This is a genomic window from Streptomyces sp. NPDC017095, from assembly GCF_044332325.1.
In the GTDB taxonomy this organism is placed as follows: domain Bacteria; phylum Actinomycetota; class Actinomycetes; order Streptomycetales; family Streptomycetaceae; genus Streptomyces.
Genome location: NZ_JBIROU010000008.1, coordinates 234,576 through 253,973, shown reverse-complemented (window position 1 = coordinate 253,973; position 19,398 = coordinate 234,576). Strand labels below are relative to the sequence as shown.

The window sequence follows — 19,398 nt, the reverse complement described above, 5'->3', positions numbered from 1 at the left end:
CAGTTGAGGTCTCACGGGGGAGATCCGAGACGATGGCTCAAAGATTCGTCTGCGATCTGCAGGAAGCGGACTTAGTCGCGCGGGAGTTGACCCGCATGCGCTCCGGCCTCCGGCTCTCGGCACCACAGCCCTTGGCGGATGCCGTGAGCACGGTGGCCGGCCCGGTCGCGGAAGCACTCGGTGCATTCCTCGACGCCGTCACCACAGCCCGGACCGGCCTCGTAGCGTCGGTCGATACGGCCGCAGGGCTCTTCGCGGGCCTGGTGGAAGGCACGCTCGATCTCGACCAGGTCCTCGCCGACCAAGCCCTGGAGATGTGAGGAGAGACCGATGGCGGATGTCAGTGTCGGCTACGACGGTGTGCAGCAGGCGGCGTCACGGCTGGTCAGCGGGCAGACCGAGATAAGCGAAAAGCTCCAGGCCCTCAAGGGCATGATCGACCAGCTGGTGGCCAGCGAGTTCCGCACCCAGATGGCGTCGTCCAAGTTCCAGCAGTCGTACCAACAGTGGACGACGGGCACCCACAACATGATTCAGGGGCTCGAAGGGATGGCGGCGTTCCTCAACGACGTCGTACGCAGCCACCAGGAACTCGACGCACGACTGGCGGGCGGCGCCGGCAGCTGACCGGCCGGGGCGCCTGACCATGGAGGACTGGAGCGTTCTCGACCTGGCGCGGGACCCGGTCCCGGGCGACCCCGCCCGCATCCAGACCCTCGCGGCGCGACTGCTGCGGGAGGCGGAGTACGCGGAGCAGCACGCCAGCCGCCTGCGCCAGGTCGCCGCCAACAGCGCGGACCTGCGCATGCAGGGAGACTACGCTCCGCTGTTCCAGCAGCGGCTTGCGCGCCTCCCGCAGCAGGCCGCCGGTCTGGGTCCGGCTCACGAGAGCTGCGGCAGGGCGCTCGTCGCGTATATGCAGACCCTTGAGCAGGCCAAGATCCAGTCCCGCGCCGCGCTGAGCCGGGGCATGCAAGCGGACGCCCAGTACAAGGCCGCGTTACAGCAGTTCTGCACGCTGGTCCCGGGGTTCTCGTACACCGGCAACTGGCGCGAGCTCGACGAGTCGTTCGCGCTCAGGTGCACTCAGTACCAACGCCCCGAGGTCCGCGCCGCCGCGGCGCGGATCGGCGCCTATGCCGCCCAGGCCGAACGCGAACGGCAGGCCGCCGCCACGACGGCGCGACAGGCGGCCCGGGTCGCGGCCGAAGCGGAGATACGGTGTGCGCAGGCCATACGCGCCGCTATACCCGCGCCCGGTTCGAGTGTCGGCTGGCGCAGTCCCCTCGGCAGTGACATGTTGGCTGTCGCGGACTCTCGCCGGCTCCTGGCCAATATGCCGGAAGAGGTCACGGCCTCCCTTACGGGGATACGGAGCGGCGACGAGTGGCTCACCGGTGCCCGGCGCCGTCCGCGTGACCTGCTCGACGATCCCGCGCAGACGAAGTGGGCGGAGGCCGCATACGACGACTTCCGTCAGGACTCCCGCGACATCGCCGCCATCAGCCGCAACACCGAGAATGTGTCCCGTGCCAATGGAACGACGGGTTTCACCAAAGAGGAGATCGCCACCATCAAGAAGCACATCTTCGATACCGAGCACCCTATCGAGGACTACGAAACCGGCAAGATCGTCACCCGCAAGTTCGACGCGGACGCCGAGATCGCCGATGCCTGGATTCGCCTCCGTTCTGGTAATGCTCTGCCCGAGGACCACGTGCTGCTCGAACACGAACTCGCGGAGCTCAACTACCTGCACACGCACCCAGGTGCGACCTACCAGGAAGCGCACCGGGTCGCTAACCAAAGCTACAATTGGCAGAGCATGGTTCCGCTCAACAAGCGGGAAGACTTCGAGAGCGAGTGGTAATGGCATCCCTGGTCTACTTTAAGAAGCTGTCCGAGCAGCCGGACTCCATTCGCTATTCATTCGGGGAGAACCCTGACGAAATGGTCCGTACCCTCACCATGGATACGGCCAGCCGTAACTCGACGGCCGACGATGGCAACGTCGACTACACGTTCCTCAAGGCGTCTCGGAAGATCAACTCTCTGTTCGAGGAGCGGAGCCAGTGGCCGGAACGGGGCATGAGTGCCAGCTGAAAGCCTCGCTCATGGTCGGCGTGATACCCGACTTGTGGACGCGGCTCTGCACCGGTAGGGCGGCCGGAGAGGTGGTGGGTCATGATGTGCGAGCCGGCGCCCTGAGTGAGCGTAGGCGGACTCGTGCTGGGGGGCTTGTCGCGGCAGCCTGTTCCGCCCCGAAGAGCAAGGATGAACTGTTGGCTATGACGCTCGTTTGACGCTCTGGCGCCAGCGCGCGGAACCGCGAGCCGAAAAACGGGCGGTGACCTGGCCCTCTCCGAGACTCACTTAGGCCGACATCTTTCCGATGACGCATCATGTGGAGTGCGTGGCGATTCTGGAGCCTGCCGGGAAGGGCTCCTGACCTGCGGTGCCGGTGGGTGCGCATGATGTGCGCTATGGGCGTTACGGGCGATATCTCGAGGATTCTCATGCCTGCGGTCCTGCCCGAGGGCAGGACCGCAGGCCGGTACATCGCGGAACGCCAGGGCCTCTACGGCAGTCGCGGGGGTTACCTCCGGGTAGGGGTGTAAGCGAGGAAGGCGCCAAAGGGGCAATGAGATGATCTTGAAGCCCTGAGTGCCCGGCCCGTCACCCATTCGGGTGCTTGGTCTCTTCGTCTCGTTGTTTCTCTGTCCGGACTGCCTGCAGCTGTAGAGACTGTCCGACATGATCAGAGCAAGAGCATCCCAGCTCCTCGCCCTCACAGCCTCAAGTGCCCTGCTCCTGCTGGGCGTTCAGGCTACTCCCGCATCGGCTCAGATTTTCTGCGACGAGGGCCACTCGGTCGACGGGGCCATCTGGACCGAGTACACGCAGACGCCGGGCGTACAGGAGTCCCTGGGCTGTCCGAAGTCCGACGAAATCCCGGTCCCCAAGGACGGGGGCGCCCGCCAGGTTTTCGAGCATGGCTCGATCTACTGGAGCCCCAACAGCGGGGCCCACGCGATCTGGGGCCTCATCGGCGACAAGTGGGGACAGCTCGGCTGGGAAGCCGGCAGTCTCGGTTACCCCACCAGCGACGAAATCCGGCTCCCCGACGGCAAGGGCGTACGCCAGGTCTTCCAGGGCGGCTCGGTCTACTGGTCCCCCGACACCGGTGCACACCCTGTCTGGGGCCGCATCGGCGAACGCTGGGGGATGGCCCAGTGGGAGTCCGGCCGCTACGGCTACCCCATCAGCGACGAAGTCCAGGTTCCGGGCGTCAAGGGCGTCAGCCAGATGTTCGAGCACGGCCCCATCGCATGGTCTCCCGAGGAGACTTCCAACCCGCAGTACGCACAGGCACGCGACCTTTACCTGACCCCCAGCAGCAGTAAACGTGACGGGGGTCTGCAAGAGGCCGCGCACCTGCTGCCCCTGGGAGGAGACCGGGGAATCGTCGTCGTACGCGGCTACATCGCCACCGACAACAACCCAGTGAACGACATCATCGGCAACCACCGCCAGTGGAGCACCGACCCGGCCGCCGAATCCAAGGTGACCGTCGCGTGGGACACCGAAACGGGTCGCGTCGGCGTCTACGTCGAACACTCCTGCGTCCATGACCCCAGCTCCACGCTGAACGGATGCCGTGACGCCAAGCCCCTCGTCCGCACCTCGCACGCCGAAGCCGTCCAGGATGACCCGGTCCCCCAGAATGAATACTGGGTCGAGCCCACCACCGGCGGGGGCATCAAGGTATCGATCTCGGCGGTCAACTCCTTCGTAGGCGTCCCGGGCTACCAGTTCGGAGACCTCGGCCGGATCAACGCGACGTGGTACCTGACGCCGCACGGGTACGACGACAAGAACAAGTCCTTCACCGGCTTCGACATCACGACGACGAAGGACCAATTCCCCTCGTGGGAAGTCCTGCGCTACCCCAGTCGCCTCGACAACGCCGGCGCCCCCCAGGCCAAATGGCAGGGCTCCGTCTGGCAGACCCACGTCCGTGACCTGAAATCCCCCCAGCACACCTGTACCCGGAACGATCCGGATTCCCAGGACGCCACCATGGCGTGCACCGGCTGAGCCTGTAGCGGCACGACGAAGCCCCGCGTCAGCCTCCAGGCCAGCGAGGGGCTTTCGTCAGCAGGATCCACTGTTTGCCCCTTTGACGCGTATCCCGGCTGAACTCCAGGTAGCCCAGGCGGGCATCGACGTCGGCGTCCGCCGTCCGCAGCCGCTTCGTGGGAGGCCGCTCGGAGGTCCAGCCGTTCTTGGTGACGCAGAGCTCGCCCGATCCGACGTGGCGGGTCTCGCACTCCAGCGCCAGGACCTCGCCCCCACCGTCCGCGCTTGTGGCCGCCAGCCGCGCGATCAGGTGAGGGCCTGGCCTAGGAGGCCCCGGGGCCGGCGGTCGAGGGCATGGTGGTCGCGCGGGGCTGGCTGGCGGAGGAACGTGCGGGGCTGTTCAGCGTGCCCGGCGCACGAGTCGGCGGCTCATGACCATGCTCATCGACCACCGGATCACCGCTTCCGAGGTGCCGGTGCGCGTCTCGTAGTCGCGGGCCAGGCGGCGTGAGCGCATCAGCCAGGCGAACGTGCGCTCCACCAGCCATCTCTTCGGCAGCACGGTGAAGCCGCTGGTGCCGTCGCTGCGTTTGACCACCGTCAGCGCGACGCGCAGGAGTTCGCGGGAGAGGTCGACCAGGCGCCCGGTATAGCCTCCGTCGGCCCATACGCGTGTCACGCGCCAGTGCCGCTCACGCAGCCGGACCAGAAGTGTCTGTCCCGCGTCCCGGTCGCTGACCGAGGCCGCCGTCACCATGACGGTCAGCAGCAGTCCGAGGGTGTCCACCACGATGTGCCGCTTGCGGCCGTTGACCTTCTTGCCGCCGTGCCAAAGAGACACGCTCTACCCGGTCCACGGGGCTCGGACCTGCAAGTTCGCCCCCCCTTTCCTAGCCCTCACGTGGGCTGAATCGAGGACCGCACGAGACAGGCCAACCAGGACTCACTCGGCGGCACCAAATCCTGCTGACCGGCCTGCGCGGCGTAGTGCGCTTCGGCCGTACGGTCACCGGCTACGAGACCGTCGGCGAGCAGGGGAGCGTACGCCTCACAGACGGCGACACCGTCCGTGCCGTCCGCGCCGACCTGTTCGTCGTCGCCGACCGCGTCAACTCCTGGCCCGGCAGCAGCGGTCGCGCAGCCAGTCCGCCTCGTCCGCCGCGACCGCCGGAGGGCGCGCCGAGAGCGAGGCGGCCGTCGAACTCGTGGTCGTACTCGGGCCGGCGCGTGAGGGAGCGGCCGAGGGTGTCGGCCTGCGGCGTCGCCGAGCCTGCCGGTCCCGGTGGCGCGGTTGGCTTGCAGGTCAGGTCGCCGGGACGGGCCGCAGCCGGTAGGCGCCTCCGTGCGCGACGACACGGCCGGCTGTGGGCGGGGCGAAGTGGGTACCGAGGAGGAGGGTGTCCGTGCCGGCGAGGGAGGCGAGCAATTCACCGCGGGTGGTCGCGGACTGCTGTGGGTCGATGTCCACGCAGGCGCCGATGGCGGGGTGGGCGAGTTGGACCGGGTGGTGAACGCAGTCACCGGTGATCAGCGCCGTTTCACCCTGACTGTTCAGTTCGACCGCGACATGGCCGGGGGTGTGGCCGGGGGTGGGGACCAGGCGCAGGCCCGGGGTGATCCGCACGCCGTCGGCCGGGACGTCGACCAGGTCGAGCAGACCGGCCCGCTCGACCGGGATCACCGAGTCGCGGAACATCTGGCGGCGCGCCTCCTCCATGTCGTACGCGGCCCAGAACTCCCTTTCGGCGCGTGCGGTGAGGTATCGCGCCCGGGGGAACATCGGGACCCACTCGTCGTCCACCTTTCGGGTGTTCCAGCCGACGTGGTCGGCGTGCAGGTGGGTGAGGACCACCAGGTCCACGGAGTCGGGCGGGAAGCCGGCGGCGGTCAGGCGCTCGGGGAAGCCGGTGCGCAAGTTGTGCCAGGCCGGGTTGGCCCGTTCCTTGCCGTTGCCGATGCCGGTGTCGACGAGTACGCGCAGCCCGTCCACGGCGAACGCGAAACTGTGGCTGTCGATGTGGAGGATGCCGTCATCGCCGGCGAAGTGGGGGCGCAGCCAGTCCTGGCCGGCTACTACCTGAGGCGTGGCGTCGGGCAGCAGCCAGGGTCCGGTCGCGGGCGGCAGCGGTATCTCGTCGATGCGGTGGACGGTGATGTCGCCCACGGCCCAGGACGGGATGGGGGTGTCCGAGGGAGTCTGCATGATCTGTCGTTTCCTTTGCTCTTCAGCGGAGTGGGCGGTTGCGCGTCCTGCTGTCGGGCCTTGTCCGGGTTCGTGACACGGCGAGCGCCGTGAGGGCCGCCGCAGCGAGGAGTGCGGCGATGACGGCGTAGGCGTGCGAGGTGGTCCTGAGCCCGTAGTACTGGGTTGCGGCCCCCGCGGCGATGGCGGGCAGGCTCATGGAGAGGTAGCTCAGAACGTAGTAGGCGGCCAGCGTCGCGGCGCGGTACTGCTCGTCGAGCGAGGCGAGGAGCACGCGGAGTACCCCTTGGGAGACGGCGCCGAAGGCTACTCCGGCCAGGGCCGCGCCGCCGTAGACGGCCGGCAGTCCGAGGCCGTGCAGACCGCTCAGGGTCAGGACCGCGGCGGGCAGGACGGAGAGGCATCCGCCGATCGCGGTGGTGAGGGGATCGGTGCGGCGCAGAACCCACACGGTGAGTGCGGCTGCGGCGCTGAGGGCGAAGAAGACCATGCCGAGGGCCGCCTGCGGGGCGTGGGGGGCCACCAGGCGCACGAGGGCCGGCCCGAGGGAGGAGTAGAAGCCGCCCAGTGCCCAGATCGCGACGATCGCGGTGCCGGTGGTCAGCAGGGTGGACCGCACAGCGGGCGGTACACCGAGCTGCGGGCGCAGCGATCGGAGCGCGCCGGACCGGCGGTTGACTGTCTCCGTGGTGAAGGGGACGGCGATCGCCTGGGCGGCGAAGAGCGCTGCCATCAGTGCGTAGACGGTGACCGTGGGGGCCGGGGCGAAGCGGGCGAGGAGGGTGGAGAGGAGAACGCCCGCGGCCATGCCGACGACCGGGGCGGTGGTGTTGGTCAGGGCGGACCGACCGGGATGCCGCGGGTTTTCCAGGTCGAGGAGAGCCGCGCCTGCGGCGCTCGTGGCCACGCCGGTGGCCGCTCCTTGCAGGAGGCGGGCCGCTGTCAGGGAGTCTGCGCCGTCCGCTGAGGCGAGGAGAACCATGGCGACGGCCTGCGCGCCCAGGGCGCTTGCCAGGACGGGACGCCGTCCCAGGTGGTCGGAGAGCGCTCCGGTGGTGAGAAGGGCCGACAGGAGCGCCAGGGAGTATGCGCTGAAGACCACCGTGACGGCGAGCGCTGAAAGGCCCCACCGGTCCTGGTAAAGCGGGTACAGCGGTGTCGGGGCGCTGGATGCCGCCAGGAGGGCCACGAGTATGGACGCGTCCAGGCCGAACGAGGCGGCGCGGGTTCTCCCGCGGGCGCGACTGCCCCCGACAGGGCAGTGCGCGAGTGCGCCGGACACGGCGTCGGGCATGAGACTCCTCCCTAAAAGCAACGCGTTTGCCTTAAGGGACGATAGGTCCTACGGTCGAGCTAAAGCAAACCAATAGCTTTTGGTCTGGGGTGCCTCGTCGCTTCAGACCCGACCAGGGGAGAATCCATGTCCTCCGCCGGACTCACGCCGCCCGAGGCCGCCCGCTGGGCCGCCCGTGGCGGGCTTCCGCTGCCCGATGACCGCCACTCCGTGGTTGCCGCCACCGCCAACCACATCCACTCCGTCGTCGCGGTCCTGCGCGAGCTGAACTTCGGTGACACCCCGCCCGCCGGTGCCTTCCGTGCGGAACCCGCCGGTGCCTTCCGTGCGGGAAAGGAGAAGCACGATGCAGCCGTATGAGTTGTCCCTCGCCGCCGCCGCGCAGGAGATCCGGGAGCGACGGCTGTCCCCCGTCGAGCTGGTCGACTCGGTCCTCGACCGCATCGAGCAGGTGGAGCCGCACCTTGCGGCCTATGTCGCGGTTTACGCTGATCAGGCCCGCCGGACCGCCCGCGAGGCCGAGCGCGAGGCCGCACAGGGCTCCTACCGAGGCCCTCTGCACGGGATCCCGGTAGGGCTCAAGGACTTGATCGATGTCGCCGGCGTGTCCACCACGGCAAGCTCCAGGACCCGGGCCGGTCACCGTGCGGCCTCCGACAGCGCGGTCGCCGCGAGTCTGCGGGCGGCCGGCGCGATTCTGATCGGCAAGACGCACACCCACGAGTTCGCCTACGGTCTGACCACCCCGCAGACCAACAACGCCTGGGATCGCGGCAGGGTCGCCGGTGGCTCCAGCGGCGGCTCCGCCGTCGCCGTGGCCTCCGGTGCGGTGACATTCGCCCTCGGCACCGACACCGGCGGTTCAATCCGGGTGCCCGCCGCCCTGAACGGGGTGGTCGGGCTCAAGCCGACGTATGGACTCGTGCCCCGTCGCGGCGTCACGTCGCTGTCCTGGTCGCTCGACCACGTCGGCCCGATCACCCGCACCGTCGACGACGCGGCCCTGGTTCTGACGGTCATCGCCGGGCACGACCCCGGAGAAACCGCCTCGGTGGCCGTCCCCGGTGTCGACTACCGGCCGCGCCCTGACCCGGACCTGACGGGAGTGCGCGTCGGCGTGCCGCGCAACTACTACTTCGCACACGTCGACGCCGCAGTCGAGGCCGCCGTCCGCCGCGCCATCGCGCAGCTGGAGGCGCTCGGCGCCCGGCTCATCGAGATCGACATACCGATGACCCGCTACATCCAGGCCGTCCAGTGGGGCCTGATGGTGCCGGAAGCCACCGCGTACCACGAGAGCACCCTGCGTACCGTCCCCGAGCTGTATCAGGCGGACGTCCGGATCCTCCTGGAGGCCGGCGAGCTGATGGGTGCGGGCGACTACCTGCGGGCGCAGCGCGCCCGGACGCTGATGCGCGACGAATGGGCCCGCGTCATGGAGGGAGTTGACGTGATCGCCGCCCCCGCGGTCCCGATGGCCGCGGTCCCGTCGGGCCAGGAGACGGTCACCTGGCCCGACGGCACGGTCGAGGGCGTCTCGGACGCCTATGTGCGCCTCTCCTCCCCGGCCAACATCACAGGAGTGCCCGCTCTCTCCGTCCCGGTCGGCCAGGACACGGCAGGTATGCCTGTCGGCATGCAGTTGCTCGGGCGGCCCTTCGGCGAGCGGACGCTGCTGCTGGTGGGCCACGCATACGAGCGGACGCAGTCCGCCCGGTCGCTCGCACCCCTCGCCTGAGAGCGGTGTGTGGACCGGACCGGAAAGTCCCGGCCCGGTCCACACGCCACTCGGCTCCGTCGGGATCAGCTTTGGTGAGCCCGGATATCGGTCCCGTTAAACGCAAGTAATGTGCTTTAGGCTGGTGCGATGAGCAGCAAGCAGAGGGCCCGCCCCGGCGGGCGCAGCGCGCGCGTCCAGGCGTCGGTGCACACCGCTGTACGGAAACTCCTGGCGGAAACGGGCCGCGAGGCACTGACCGTTCCCCTGGTCGCCCAGCGCGCCGGAGTCACCCCGTCGACCATCTACCGGCGCTGGGGCACCCTTCAGGAACTGCTGTCGGACGTCGCGGTGGAGCGGCTGCGACCCGACACCGAACCGGAGGACCACGGTGACCTGCGGTCCGACCTCACGGCATGGGCCGAACAGTTCCTCGACGAAATGACGTCCCCCTCGGGCCGCGCCTATATCCGCGACGCCCTGCTCGGCGACCCGGACGGCGGCAACGCCGGTCAGTGCTCGGCCTACGCGGCGGAACAGATCAACGTCATTCTCGCCCGAGCGACCGGCCGCGAGGAGAACACTCCCGACGTCGAGACGGTCATGGACCGCATCGTCGCCCCCATGATGTACCGCATCCTCTTCCGCCCGGCCGGGCTCGACGCCGCGTACGCCCGCCGGCTGGTGACCATGCTCTTCGGCATACGCGGGAAGGGCGACCAGTGACCGGGCGACTGTCTCCGTCGCCCGCGAAAGCGATTGCAGCACCCAAGCCCCGCAGTCTCACCGCGAGCCTCATCCGGACGTGATCGATTCCGCCAGGAGCCGCGTGTGCAGCCCCGGCATGTCCGTCACGCGGCTGCCGGGTGCGGGAGGCGAGCTGAGGGAAGGCGTCTTCCCATACGGTGTGCACGGTGCGGCCGACGAGAGTGCGCAGCACCGGCCACAGCCGGAGGAGCAGGTCTTGGTCGAGGCAGCGGGGCAGGTGCAGTCAGCCCCGGTCGGCGAGCCTGGTCATCCTCGCCCGCGAAGGTCCCAGCCTGCCGCGTACCGAGGCGTCCAGCCCCAGCCGCTCGCCGACCGCCCTGACCCGCACCGGGCCGTCCGCCTCCCGCACGATCGCCGGGATCTCGCCCACCTCCGGCCCGACGCCCACAAGGCCGTCCTCGGGGCGTGGCAGCGCCTGGACTCCCCACTCGTCATCGCCGCGTAAACACTCCTGCGCACTGTCCCTTCAAGGACAGGACGGAGGCGTTCGCGCACTCAGGGAGGTTCCGTGAGCGCCACCGGCCGTCACTTTGCGGCCGGCTCGGCTCGTGCGGCACCTTGGTCGTCCGCTCCCTGATGGCCAGCGGAAGCGCGTGGTCGCGGATGACGACGGCCATCTCCTGGACGGCCCCGCGGCGGTGGACGGTGAGGGTCTCCACCTGATCACCGCGGCGTTCCCCCTCGGTCGGAAGAGCGTGCATGATCCGCAGCGCCCGGTCGGCCTGGGCCCGTGGCACTCGCGCGGTGCCGGTCAGGCCCGGGGGCTGTCCGCGGGCGTGCCGGTGAGCCGGAGCAGCATCGTGTCCGACTCCCCCTCGCGGCCGACGGTCACGAAGCCGCGGGCGGCGTAGAGGCGGACGGCCGGATTGCCGTCCTCCACGCTGAGGCTCAGGTCGACGCGGGCCTGGGCCGCCCGCGCCACCAGCGCGTCGAGCAGGGCGCCGCCTATGCCACGACCGCGGTACCCGGGGAGGACACCGAGCGTCAGTTCCGGTACCCGCGGGTCGACATGGCCGTAGCCGGGATCGTCGGCGGGGAAGGTCCGTGCCCATGCGGCACCGACCGGGCGGCCCGCGCCGTCCTCGGCCACCACGCCAAAGTCGCCCGGCCGGGGCCAGCCGGTGACGTAGTGCGCGATGCTCGGCGTCCGCAGGATCTCCTCCAGGGTGAACCGCGGCTGGGACCAGTTGAACGCCTCCAGGAGCACCTCCGCCAGGAAGCCGGCGTCCGCCGCGGTCGCGGGGCGCAGCCGCGTCCTGTCGGTGGGCCTGTATGTCCCGGTCGCGGGTCCGGTACGCATGGGTTCTCGCTTCGTTCTGTCGCCGACGGGCATACAGCGTACTGTCGCCCGGCCCGCGGCCCCGGTTCGCGCGGGGAGCCGCTGGTCACGGCAGGAAGAGGCTGAGGTTGAGGCAGACGACCGCGGCTCCCGCCAGGGCGCCGCAGACCGGAGCGGTTCAACCGAGTACGCTCCGCGGCTGACCGGTCGTCCAACGGCGCGGGCGCCTCGCTCAGTCGGCCTTCCTTCCGGTGTGCGGTCCGGGGCGGGCCACCGGGTCGCCGCGCCGTGAGGAGGCGGCCGGAGCGGTAGGGATGGGGGAGCCGTGGGTGCCAGGTGTGCTGAGCGCGGGATCGTTGACACGGCTGACCGTCAGCCAGCCTCCGACGGCGTTGTCGCAGGTTTCTCAGAACTACGGCCTGCCATCGCCACCGGGCTACGTTGCGCGGCTCGGCCGCACGACCGGGGGCGGGCCGAGGTCCCCGCCGATGTGTGGGGCCGGCCCGGGCCGTTGAGCATCGCTGACACGGAGCGGGTGTGGATGCCCGCGTACCGGAGCCGGCGAGTGCTGGAGCGCGTGCCCACGCTCGCTCCGTCGGCACCCGCCGCCGCACACACCATGAGCGCCTCGACAGCAGTGGCTACCTCCGCGGTGACTTCGGGATCCGTATTTCTCCCACGGCCCGCCTTCTCGCGGCTGCCGGCGTGTATGCCGCACCGACCGAGCCGCGGTCGCACCGAAACGTCTGTGCCCAGGGTGGGTTCGCGCCGGGGACGGAGCATGTCAGGGCGGCGACGTGGGCGGCGAACGCGCAGGCGTCCGTGACGGCGTCGAGAGTCAGTGTGTCGAGTCGGCCGCCCAGGTGCCCGAGGGTGGCGAGGCGGTGGAGGAGGCCGGCGGTGAAGGAGTCCCCGGCGCCGACGGTGTCGACCACGGTGACAGGGGGAGCCGTGACGGCGACGCGCACGCCGTCGAGTGACGCGAGGGCGCCGTCGCCGCCGAGGGTGATGACGACGAGGCGGGCGCCGGCCGCGTGCCAGGTGTCGCACGCCTCGTCGAGCCCGGCCTCCGGGGCGAGCAGGGCACAGTCGTCTTCGCTGAGGCGGAGGATGTCGGCGACGGCGCACCAGTGGGGCAGCCGTTCGCGGTAGGCGGAGGGCGGTACGAGCAGGGGGCGGACGTTGGGGTCGATGGACAGGGTGGCGCGCTCGCGGACCTGAGCGAGGTGTTCCTCGATGCGGCTGCCGCCGGGCCGGCGGATCAGCGCGAGGGAGCCGGTGTGCAGGCAGATCGCGTCGTCGTTCCGTGTCGCGGCGAGTTCGCTGTCGGTCCACTGCCAGTCGGCGGCGCCGTCGGCGTGGAAGGTGTAGGCGGCCTGGCCGGTCGCGTCGGGGTCGGCGACGGCGAGCGTGCTGGGCTCGGAGGTGGTCACGCCGCCGGTCAGGTCGACCCCGGAGGCGCTGAGACGGGCGCGGAAAAGGGTGCCGAAGGCGTCGTGGGAGAGACGCCCGAGGAAGCGGGTGGGGGTGCCGAGCCGGGCGAGGGCGACAGCGGTGTTGGCCGGGCCTCCACCGGCCAGCGCCCGCAGGGCCAGTCCGCCGGCATCGGACCGGTCGCGGTCCTCGAAGATGTCGGCGCCGCACTCGCCGAGGACGTCGACGCCGCCGGGGGACCCGGGTCGGGCCATGGTGTCCGTCTGCCTCTCAGGTAGGGCGCGGGGCTGTCGCCCCGCGCCGCGGAACGCAGCCGAGGACGCCGTGAGGGCGTGGGGTGCTGCGGTGGACGTGGCTGCCGCACACGGTGTGGTGGACGTGTCCGCCGCGCATGGTGCGGTGGGCGCATCGCCTGGCCGTGCGCGGGGGGCCGGTCTTCAGAGTCCGTGCGCCCGGGAGTCAGGCGCCCTGTGTTCCCCGGCCCGCCAGTTGGGCTTCCCGGGGGAGGTCTTTCGCGGTCAGGTTCCAGGCCGCGACGGCGAACTCGCTGCGCCCTGCTCCTGCCGTACGGACCTGGAGCCGCCACGGTCCGTCGGTGGACGGGTAGAACCTCAGGGTGAGGACCTGCTCGTCGGCCAGGTAGACCTCGGCTATCGAACGGTCCACGATCACCCGGAGTTCGACGGGGGCCTCGGGGCGTGCCGCGGCCGGGCACGGCGCGGTGTACGTCCCTCCCCGTGCCCGTGCGTCCTGTGAGGCGTGGGTGCGGTCGACGACGAGGCGGCCTGTCGTGGGGTCGAGGGTGATGTCGAGGTGCTCGGAGCCGTCGGCGGAGGTGATCAGGCGCAGCCCGCTGGTCCCGGTGGTGTCCGGGACGAGGGTGGCGGTGAGGTCGAAGGTGTGGCCGAGCCGGCCGAGTTCGGCCGGCTCGGTCCGTGTGACGTGTCCGGTGCCGTGCAGGACGCGTGGGCCGCGCAGGGCCAGCAGTTCGCGTGCGGGGCGCTGGGCGACCGTGCCGTCGGCGTCGAGGGTCACCTCGCGGGGGAGGGTGAGGACGCCTGCCCAGCCCGCCTCGTGTGCCCAGGCGTCGTCCCGGGCTTCCCAGGCCCAGCCCCACATCAGCCAGCGGTCTTCTCCGGGGGCCTTCAGCAGGGCGGGGGCGTAGAAGTCGGGGCCGTGGTCCAGCGGCACGGGGCCCGTGGCCGCCGCGAAGCGTCCGTTCGTCTCCCGGCCGCTGAGGACGGTGGTGTGGCTGGGGCCGCCCTGAGGGGTCCAGTCGCTGAGGATCAGGACACCGCGGTCGCCGAAGGTGGCGTACTGGGGACACTCCCAGCCGGTCGGGCCCGTATCGGCAGCGGCGTCGCTGGTGTGGAAGGGACCGCGGTACGTCCAGTCCTCCAGGTCGTCGGACTCGTACAGCTGTGCCGCTGCGCGGCCGTCGTCGAGGGCGGAGCCGACCAGCATCCGCCAGCGTCCGTCCTGCCGCCAGACGTAGGGGTCCCGGTACATGGTGGTGCCGGCGGGCGGCTCGGGGATGAGCAGCCGGGGGCGTTTGGTCCAGGTGCGGCCGTTGTCGTACGACTCGGCGGTGGTGACCGGCTGCCACCAGCGGTCCTGGCGGTGTGCGGAGTAGAAGGCCACCATGCGGCCGTCGACGGAGACGGCGTTGCCCGAGTAGCAGCCGTCGGCGTCGTGGCCGCCGGGCGTGGGGGCGAGGGCGACGGGGAGGGGTTCCCAGGTGAGCAGGTCGGGGCTGCGGTAGTGACCCCAGTGCATGGTCGCGTGCTGGGGGCCGTGCGGGTTGAACTGGAAGAAGACGTGGTAGTGGCCGTCGTGGAAGACCAGGCCGTTGGGGTCGTTGATCCAGTTGCGGGGCGGGCGCAGGTGGACGGCGGGCAGGTGGGGGTCGGCGGGCGAGGTGGACACACGGGGCCTTTCTCAGGGCGTGCGGAGCACACGGAAGTCGTGAGGGCGCGGCGGAGCCGTCGGCGCGGGGCGGAGGGTCAGCCCTTGACGCCGGTGGAGGCGATGCTGTTGACGAACGACCGCTGGAACGCCACGAACAGGGCGAGGATCGGCACGGTGATCATGGAGGAGTAGGCCATGATCTGGCCCCAGCCCACGTTCAGCTGGAAGAAGTAGGAGATGCCGACCATCACCGGTCGCAGGTCCTCGCTCTGGACGACCATCAGCGGCCACAGGTAGGAGTTCCAGGCGGGCAGGAAGGTGAGGATGGCGACGGTGGCGACGGCGGGACCGGACAGGGGCATCACGATGCGGCGGTAGATGGTGAGCCAGCCGGCGCCGTCCATGATCGCCGCTTCGTCCAGTTCCCTGGGGATGCTCTGGAAGAACTGGTGGAAGAAGAAGACCGAGAAGGCGTTGGCGACGAACGGCAGGATCTGCACCTGGTAGGTGTCCATCCAGCCGGTGGTCCACTCCAGGCGGAAGCCGTTCACGCGGAGCAGCGGCAGCTGGTTGACCCACCACACCAGCGGTAGCGCGAAGGTCTCGAACGGCACGATGAGGGTGGCGATGACCACGGTCAGGACCAGCTTGCGGCCGGGCCACCGCATCCGTGACAGCGCGAAGGCGGCCAGGCTGTTGACGATGAGGCCGAGCACCACGGTGACCGACGAGATCAGCAGGGAGTTCAGCAGGAACCGGGCCGCGGGGACACGTTCGAACATGTCGGTGTAGTTGTCCGGCGACAGGGCGCCGACGGGCAGGAAGGCGCGTGGCGAGCCGAGGTCGCCGAAGATCTGGTCGTCCGTCTTGAAGGACGAGACCAGCATGAAGAGGAGCGGCAGCGCGAAGACCAGGGCGAGGAGGACGCGGGCCGCGTGACCGCCGAGCCGTTTGAGGAGGGAGGTCATGTCAGTCCTTCTCCCGGGTCAGGAAGCGCTGGACGAGCGACACGGTCAGGACGAGTACGAAGAAGACCAGCGAGATGGCCGCCGCGTAGGCGGTCTGCTGCTGGTCGTAGCCGGTGCGCACCGCCTGGTAGACGACGGTGGTGGTGGAGTCGAGCGGGCCGCCTTGTGTCATCACCCTGATCTGGGTGAAGAGGCTGAACGCCGCGATCGTGATGGTGACGAGCACGAAGGTGCGGGTGCTCCGCAGTCCTGGCCAGGTGACGTGCCAGAAGCGGTGCCAGGTGGTGGCTCCGTCGAGTGCGGCGGCCTCGTACAGCTCGGCGGGGATGGTCTGCAGGCCCGCGAGCCAGATGATCACGTGGAAGCCGACGCCCTGCCACACCGACATCAGGATGATGGCGGGCATCGCGGTGGCGGGGTCGCCCAGCCAGTCCGGGCCCTGGAAGTGGCCGAGGGTCAGCGTCGAGATGACGTGGTTGACCAGGCCGTCCTTGCGGTAGAGGAAGGTCCACAGCAGGGACACCACGACCATCGAGGTGACGACCGGCAGGAAGTAGACGGTGCGGAAGAAGTGGACGCCCCGTACTTTCGCGTTGACCAGCAGGGCCAGGACCAGGGCGAGGCCGGCCTGGAGCGGGACGACGACGGCGGCGAAGTACGCCGTGTTGCGCAGGGACTTGTAGAAGACGGGGTCTTCGAAGAGCTGGGTGAAGTTGCGCAGGCCCACGAAGCGGGCCGGGGTGGGCGAGATGAGCCTCGCGTCGGTGAAGGCCAGGGCGAAGGCGAGGGCGACCGGTACGACGAGAAAGACGATCAGCAGCACGACGGCCGGGGTGGCCATGCCGAGGGCGGTGAGGCTCTCACGGCGACGGGCGTGGGTCGTCGGGGTTCGCCGGACCGGGTGCAGCCGCTTGGCGGCTGCGGTCTTGGTGGTCACGGTATCTCCAGGGAGCCGGTCCGGTTCGGGCGGCGCGGTCGGGGGCCGCACCGGACCGGGGCGGGTCAGCCTGCGTAGTCGTTGTTCGTCTTCAGGTTGTTGTCGATGTTCTTCGCGGCCTGACCGAGGGCGTCCGCGGGGTCGGCGCCGGCCAGGATGTCCTGGGCCGCCTTCTGGAACTCGGTGGAGATGTACGGGTAGGCCGGGGTGACCGGGCGCACCGTGGCGTACGTGCGCGCGAACCGCACGAGCACCTCGAACCTGCCGCCCGGCCGGTAGTCCACGATCTGCTGCGCGGCTGCGTCGGTGGCGGGGATGGTGCTGGTGGCCTTGGCGTAGTCGACGAAGTACTTGGTCTGGCGGGAGAACCTCAGCCACTCCTGCGCGCCGGTCTTGTTGGAGCAGGTGGAGCTCATGGCCCACTGCCAGGAGGCGCCGCCGATCTTCGGCCCCTTGCCGAAGTCGGCCGGCGGGATGACCGCCAGGTCGTCACCGAGTTTCCGGGCGTTCTTGGCCGCGTTCCAGCTGCCGTCCCACTGGATGGCGCTCTTGCCGGCCAGGAAGTCCTTGTTGGGGTCGGCCCCGGACTTCTTCGCCATGTACCCCTTGGCCACCAGCGAGCGGAACCAGCCGCCCCACTCCACGGAGCCCTTGCCGTCCAGGACGCCCGAGGCGGTCTTGTAGCCGTTGCGGTCGATCAGGTCGCCGCCGAAGCTCTGCAGTTGGGGGGAGTAGGCGTACGGCCACCACTCGCCGCTGCCGCCGGTGCCCATCTCCAGTGGGTAGGCGAACTCGCCGCTCTTCTTCAGCTTGGCCAGCGCGGCGTCGAACTCGTCCTTGGTCCAGGGCTCGGCCATGGTGGGGATGCGGATGCCGTGCTTGTTCAGGACGGACTTGCGGGCGAAGAAGGCCAGGGAGACGTCGTAGAAGCCGAAGGAGTAGAGCTGGTCCTTGTAGTGTCCGACGGTGCTGGCGAGCTGGTCTTTCACCGGCACCTCGCTGCCGGTGACGTCGATGGGGGCCAGGTAGCCGCCCCAGGCCCAGTTCGCCACGTTGGGTCCGTCGACGTCGAGCAGGCAGGGCAGTCTGCGGGCCGAGGCGGCGGCCACGACGGAGTTGTTGTAGTCGGTCTGCGGGAACGACTGCAGCTCGACCTTGTACTTGCTCTGGGAGTCGTTGAAATCCTTGATGATCTTCTTGACGACGTCCAGTTCGGCCGAGTTGCCGGCGTTGTGCGTCCACAGGGTCAGCGTGTCGCCGTCGGCCCCGGACGAGCTGCCGCCAGTGCCGGACGCGCACCCGGCGACGAGCGCGGTCGCCGCCACGGCGGCTACACTCGCCAGCGCGAGGCGCCTTGTTCTGAACACCACGAGGTTCCTCCATCTCACGGAGGCGGGTCTTGCCGGACCCGCCCATGGCGACCGGTTGCGTCGGTCGCTGTTCTTGGTGGTCGTCCCGCCGCCCGCACCGGTGTCACCGTCCGGGCGGCGGGACGACTGTCTTCGGGCGACCGGTGTCACTTCCCGGCCGGCGCGCTCAAGGAGGCGCGCTCCCGCAGCGGCATCGGCACACGGTGGACGACCGGTTCGAGCGGCCCGCCGCGCAGGATCAGCTCCACGGCGAGGCGTCCGAGCTGGTAATGCGGCAGCTTCAGCGTGGTGAGCGCCGGCCGCAGCACGGAGGCGATGTCCTGGTCGTCGAACGAGATCACCGACACGTCGCCGGGCACCGAGAGCCCCGCCTCACCGAGCGCCTGGTAGGCGCCGAAGGACACCCGGTCGGCCAGGCACACCAAGGCCCGGGGCCGGGTCCCCGCCGCCAGCAGGGCGGTCACCTCCCGGTAGCCGTCCAGCGTGTCCCAGTCGCATTCGATGACGCCGTCCAGGTGGGCGCCGCCCTCGCGGAGCACCTCCTCCAGGCCGCGCATGCGCTCGTTGCCGGCGATGATGCCCTCGGGCGTGGCCGGGACGGCCTGGTGGCCGCCGATCGCCCAGATGCCCCGGGTGTGGCCGGCCGCGAGCAGGGCGCGGGCCGCGTCCCGGCCGGCCTCCAGCTCGTCCGGGACGACGGAGGGGGCGTCGAACCCCGGGGCCAGGCAGTTCAGCAGGACCACGCGGCGGCCGAACAGTTCCTTGGGGGGAGTGACGTACCGGGTGAACATGGCCGCGTAGATCACCGCGTCGACCTGGCGGTCCAGCAGTGCGTGGACCAGGGACGACTCGGCGGCGCGGTCGCCGTCGGCCTCCGTGATGAACAGCAGGTGGTCCCGCTCGCGGGCGGCCTCCATGGCGCCGCGGATGACGTCGCCGGCGAACGGCGTGGTGGTGATCCGGTCCGAGACGAGTCCGATGGTCTGCGTCGACTTCGTCCGGAGGCTGCGTGCGGTGACGTTCGGACGGTAGCCCAGCCGCCTGGCAGCCTCCAGGACCCGGTCCCGGGAGGCGTCGGAGATACGCATGTCGGTGCGGCCGGACAGGGCGAACGACGCGGTCGTCGGCGATACGCCCGCCTCGCGGGCGACGTCGGCCATGGTCACGCGGCGTTCGGACATCGGGGGATCAACTCCGCTCGGCTAAATCGGATTAGCAGGATGCGATGAGAGTGCGTCACTCGTCATGCGCTGTCAACACCTCGGACATCTCGCCTGCGTAACGGCCTCTGTATGTGGTGATTTACACCTGGCTATACAAGGCGGAGTTGAGATTCGCCTGCGTTAGCTCTTGCTTTAGCGGCGACGGCGCCCGAAGCATGCCGATCCATCACCTAAATCGAATTGGCAGGCCGCCAGGTCGCCGTCCGTCACGCAGCCC

At 70.0% G+C, this 19,398-nt stretch carries 19 protein-coding genes; 8 read left to right on the top strand and 11 right to left on the bottom strand.

Annotated features, from left to right (window positions below; translation table 11 throughout):
- Nucleotides 1-32: 32 nt before the first annotated feature.
- The 5 genes from ACH4OA_RS18190 (at nt 33) to ACH4OA_RS18170 (ending at nt 4,098) form a co-directional block, all read left to right on the top strand.
- A complete protein-coding gene (locus tag ACH4OA_RS18190; protein ID WP_397969765.1) occupies nt 33-320 on the top strand; it encodes a hypothetical protein in 288 nt (95 codons plus the stop codon).
- Between the two features lie 10 nt (nt 321-330).
- Nucleotides 331-627 carry a WXG100 family type VII secretion target gene (locus ACH4OA_RS18185; protein ID WP_397938989.1) on the top strand — a complete coding sequence of 99 codons (297 nt, stop codon included), beginning with the start codon at nt 331-333 and terminating at the stop codon, nt 625-627.
- A 19-nt stretch (nt 628-646) separates the two neighbouring features.
- Nucleotides 647-1,870: a hypothetical protein gene (locus tag ACH4OA_RS18180; RefSeq protein WP_397938991.1), complete on the top strand. Its 1,224-nt coding sequence runs from the start codon at nt 647-649 to the stop codon at nt 1,868-1,870.
- Nucleotides 1,870-2,103, top strand: a complete 234-nt coding sequence (locus ACH4OA_RS18175) for a hypothetical protein (protein WP_397938993.1) — start codon at nt 1,870-1,872, stop codon at nt 2,101-2,103. The genes ACH4OA_RS18180 and ACH4OA_RS18175 overlap by 1 nt, the downstream gene beginning before the upstream one ends.
- Nucleotides 2,104-2,754: 651 nt before the next feature.
- Complete coding sequence (locus tag ACH4OA_RS18170; RefSeq protein ID WP_397969763.1) at nt 2,755-4,098, top strand: LGFP repeat-containing protein; 1,344 nt, start codon at nt 2,755-2,757, stop codon at nt 4,096-4,098.
- 382 nt (nt 4,099-4,480) lie between these two features.
- On the opposite strand, the gene ACH4OA_RS18165 is transcribed toward ACH4OA_RS18170, so the two are convergent.
- The 3 genes from ACH4OA_RS18165 to ACH4OA_RS18155 all read right to left on the bottom strand — a co-directional run bounded on the left by ACH4OA_RS18165 (nt 4,481) and on the right by ACH4OA_RS18155 (nt 7,577).
- Nucleotides 4,481-4,921 carry a transposase gene (locus ACH4OA_RS18165; protein WP_397969761.1) on the bottom strand — a complete coding sequence of 147 codons (441 nt, stop codon included), beginning with the start codon at nt 4,919-4,921 and terminating at the stop codon, nt 4,481-4,483.
- A gap of 462 nt (nt 4,922-5,383) precedes the next feature.
- Entirely contained in the window at nt 5,384-6,283 is a 900-nt protein-coding gene (locus ACH4OA_RS18160) for an MBL fold metallo-hydrolase (RefSeq protein WP_397969760.1), read from the bottom strand.
- Between the two features lie 22 nt (nt 6,284-6,305).
- Entirely contained in the window at nt 6,306-7,577 is a 1,272-nt protein-coding gene (locus ACH4OA_RS18155) for an MFS transporter (RefSeq protein ID WP_397969758.1), read from the bottom strand.
- A 126-nt stretch (nt 7,578-7,703) separates the two neighbouring features.
- On the opposite strand from ACH4OA_RS18155, the gene ACH4OA_RS18150 reads away from it, so the two are divergent.
- The 3 genes from ACH4OA_RS18150 (at nt 7,704) to ACH4OA_RS18140 (ending at nt 10,020) form a co-directional block, all read left to right on the top strand.
- Complete coding sequence (locus tag ACH4OA_RS18150; RefSeq protein WP_397969756.1) at nt 7,704-7,937, top strand: hypothetical protein; 234 nt, start codon at nt 7,704-7,706, stop codon at nt 7,935-7,937.
- Nucleotides 7,924-9,315, top strand: coding sequence for an amidase (locus ACH4OA_RS18145; protein ID WP_397969754.1), 1,392 nt, complete (start codon nt 7,924-7,926; stop codon nt 9,313-9,315). The genes ACH4OA_RS18150 and ACH4OA_RS18145 overlap by 14 nt, the downstream gene beginning before the upstream one ends.
- A gap of 129 nt (nt 9,316-9,444) precedes the next feature.
- On the top strand, nt 9,445-10,020 hold the full coding sequence (locus ACH4OA_RS18140; protein ID WP_397969752.1) for a TetR/AcrR family transcriptional regulator: 576 nt from the start codon (nt 9,445-9,447) through the stop codon (nt 10,018-10,020).
- Between the two features lie 265 nt (nt 10,021-10,285).
- Here the strand turns inward: ACH4OA_RS18140 and ACH4OA_RS18135 are convergent, their stop codons facing one another.
- The 8 genes from ACH4OA_RS18135 to ACH4OA_RS18100 all read right to left on the bottom strand — a co-directional run bounded on the left by ACH4OA_RS18135 (nt 10,286) and on the right by ACH4OA_RS18100 (nt 19,139).
- Nucleotides 10,286-10,450, bottom strand: coding sequence for a hypothetical protein (locus ACH4OA_RS18135; protein ID WP_397946265.1), 165 nt, complete (start codon nt 10,448-10,450; stop codon nt 10,286-10,288).
- Between the two features lie 363 nt (nt 10,451-10,813).
- Nucleotides 10,814-11,362: a GNAT family N-acetyltransferase gene (locus ACH4OA_RS18130; protein WP_397969750.1), complete on the bottom strand. Its 549-nt coding sequence runs from the start codon at nt 11,360-11,362 to the stop codon at nt 10,814-10,816.
- Between the two features lie 620 nt (nt 11,363-11,982).
- On the bottom strand, nt 11,983-13,029 hold the full coding sequence (locus ACH4OA_RS18125; RefSeq protein WP_397969748.1) for a carbohydrate kinase: 1,047 nt from the start codon (nt 13,027-13,029) through the stop codon (nt 11,983-11,985).
- 205 nt (nt 13,030-13,234) lie between these two features.
- Nucleotides 13,235-14,701, bottom strand: coding sequence for a glycoside hydrolase family 32 protein (locus ACH4OA_RS18120; RefSeq protein ID WP_397939009.1), 1,467 nt, complete (start codon nt 14,699-14,701; stop codon nt 13,235-13,237).
- A gap of 77 nt (nt 14,702-14,778) precedes the next feature.
- Nucleotides 14,779-15,651 carry a carbohydrate ABC transporter permease gene (locus ACH4OA_RS18115; RefSeq protein ID WP_397946267.1) on the bottom strand — a complete coding sequence of 291 codons (873 nt, stop codon included), beginning with the start codon at nt 15,649-15,651 and terminating at the stop codon, nt 14,779-14,781.
- 1 nt (nt 15,652) lies between these two features.
- The gene (locus ACH4OA_RS18110) at nt 15,653-16,588 is read right to left on the bottom strand and encodes a carbohydrate ABC transporter permease (protein WP_397969747.1); all 936 of its coding nucleotides are present in this window, start codon (nt 16,586-16,588) and stop codon (nt 15,653-15,655) included.
- Nucleotides 16,589-16,653: 65 nt separating this feature from the next.
- Nucleotides 16,654-17,958, bottom strand: a complete 1,305-nt coding sequence (locus ACH4OA_RS18105) for an ABC transporter substrate-binding protein (RefSeq protein ID WP_397969745.1) — start codon at nt 17,956-17,958, stop codon at nt 16,654-16,656.
- A gap of 146 nt (nt 17,959-18,104) precedes the next feature.
- The gene (locus ACH4OA_RS18100; RefSeq protein WP_397969743.1) at nt 18,105-19,139 is read right to left on the bottom strand and encodes a LacI family DNA-binding transcriptional regulator; all 1,035 of its coding nucleotides are present in this window, start codon (nt 19,137-19,139) and stop codon (nt 18,105-18,107) included.
- Nucleotides 19,140-19,398: the final 259 nt, after the last annotated feature.

Coding starts and splice junctions, on each gene's coding strand:
- ACH4OA_RS18190 (WP_397969765.1), top strand. CDS start 33: ATGGCTCAAAGATTCGTCTGCGATCTGCAGGAAGCGGACTTAGTCGCG.
- ACH4OA_RS18185 (WP_397938989.1), top strand. CDS start 331: ATGGCGGATGTCAGTGTCGGCTACGACGGTGTGCAGCAGGCGGCGTCA.
- ACH4OA_RS18180 (WP_397938991.1), top strand. CDS start 647: ATGGAGGACTGGAGCGTTCTCGACCTGGCGCGGGACCCGGTCCCGGGC.
- ACH4OA_RS18175 (WP_397938993.1), top strand. CDS start 1,870: ATGGCATCCCTGGTCTACTTTAAGAAGCTGTCCGAGCAGCCGGACTCC.
- ACH4OA_RS18170 (WP_397969763.1), top strand. CDS start 2,755: ATGATCAGAGCAAGAGCATCCCAGCTCCTCGCCCTCACAGCCTCAAGT.
- ACH4OA_RS18160 (WP_397969760.1), bottom strand. CDS start 6,283: ATGCAGACTCCCTCGGACACCCCCATCCCGTCCTGGGCCGTGGGCGAC.
- ACH4OA_RS18155 (WP_397969758.1), bottom strand. CDS start 7,577: ATGCCCGACGCCGTGTCCGGCGCACTCGCGCACTGCCCTGTCGGGGGC.
- ACH4OA_RS18150 (WP_397969756.1), top strand. CDS start 7,704: ATGTCCTCCGCCGGACTCACGCCGCCCGAGGCCGCCCGCTGGGCCGCC.
- ACH4OA_RS18145 (WP_397969754.1), top strand. CDS start 7,924: ATGCAGCCGTATGAGTTGTCCCTCGCCGCCGCCGCGCAGGAGATCCGG.
- ACH4OA_RS18140 (WP_397969752.1), top strand. CDS start 9,445: ATGAGCAGCAAGCAGAGGGCCCGCCCCGGCGGGCGCAGCGCGCGCGTC.
- ACH4OA_RS18130 (WP_397969750.1), bottom strand. CDS start 11,362: ATGCGTACCGGACCCGCGACCGGGACATACAGGCCCACCGACAGGACG.
- ACH4OA_RS18125 (WP_397969748.1), bottom strand. CDS start 13,029: ATGGCCCGACCCGGGTCCCCCGGCGGCGTCGACGTCCTCGGCGAGTGC.
- ACH4OA_RS18115 (WP_397946267.1), bottom strand. CDS start 15,651: ATGACCTCCCTCCTCAAACGGCTCGGCGGTCACGCGGCCCGCGTCCTC.
- ACH4OA_RS18100 (WP_397969743.1), bottom strand. CDS start 19,139: ATGTCCGAACGCCGCGTGACCATGGCCGACGTCGCCCGCGAGGCGGGC.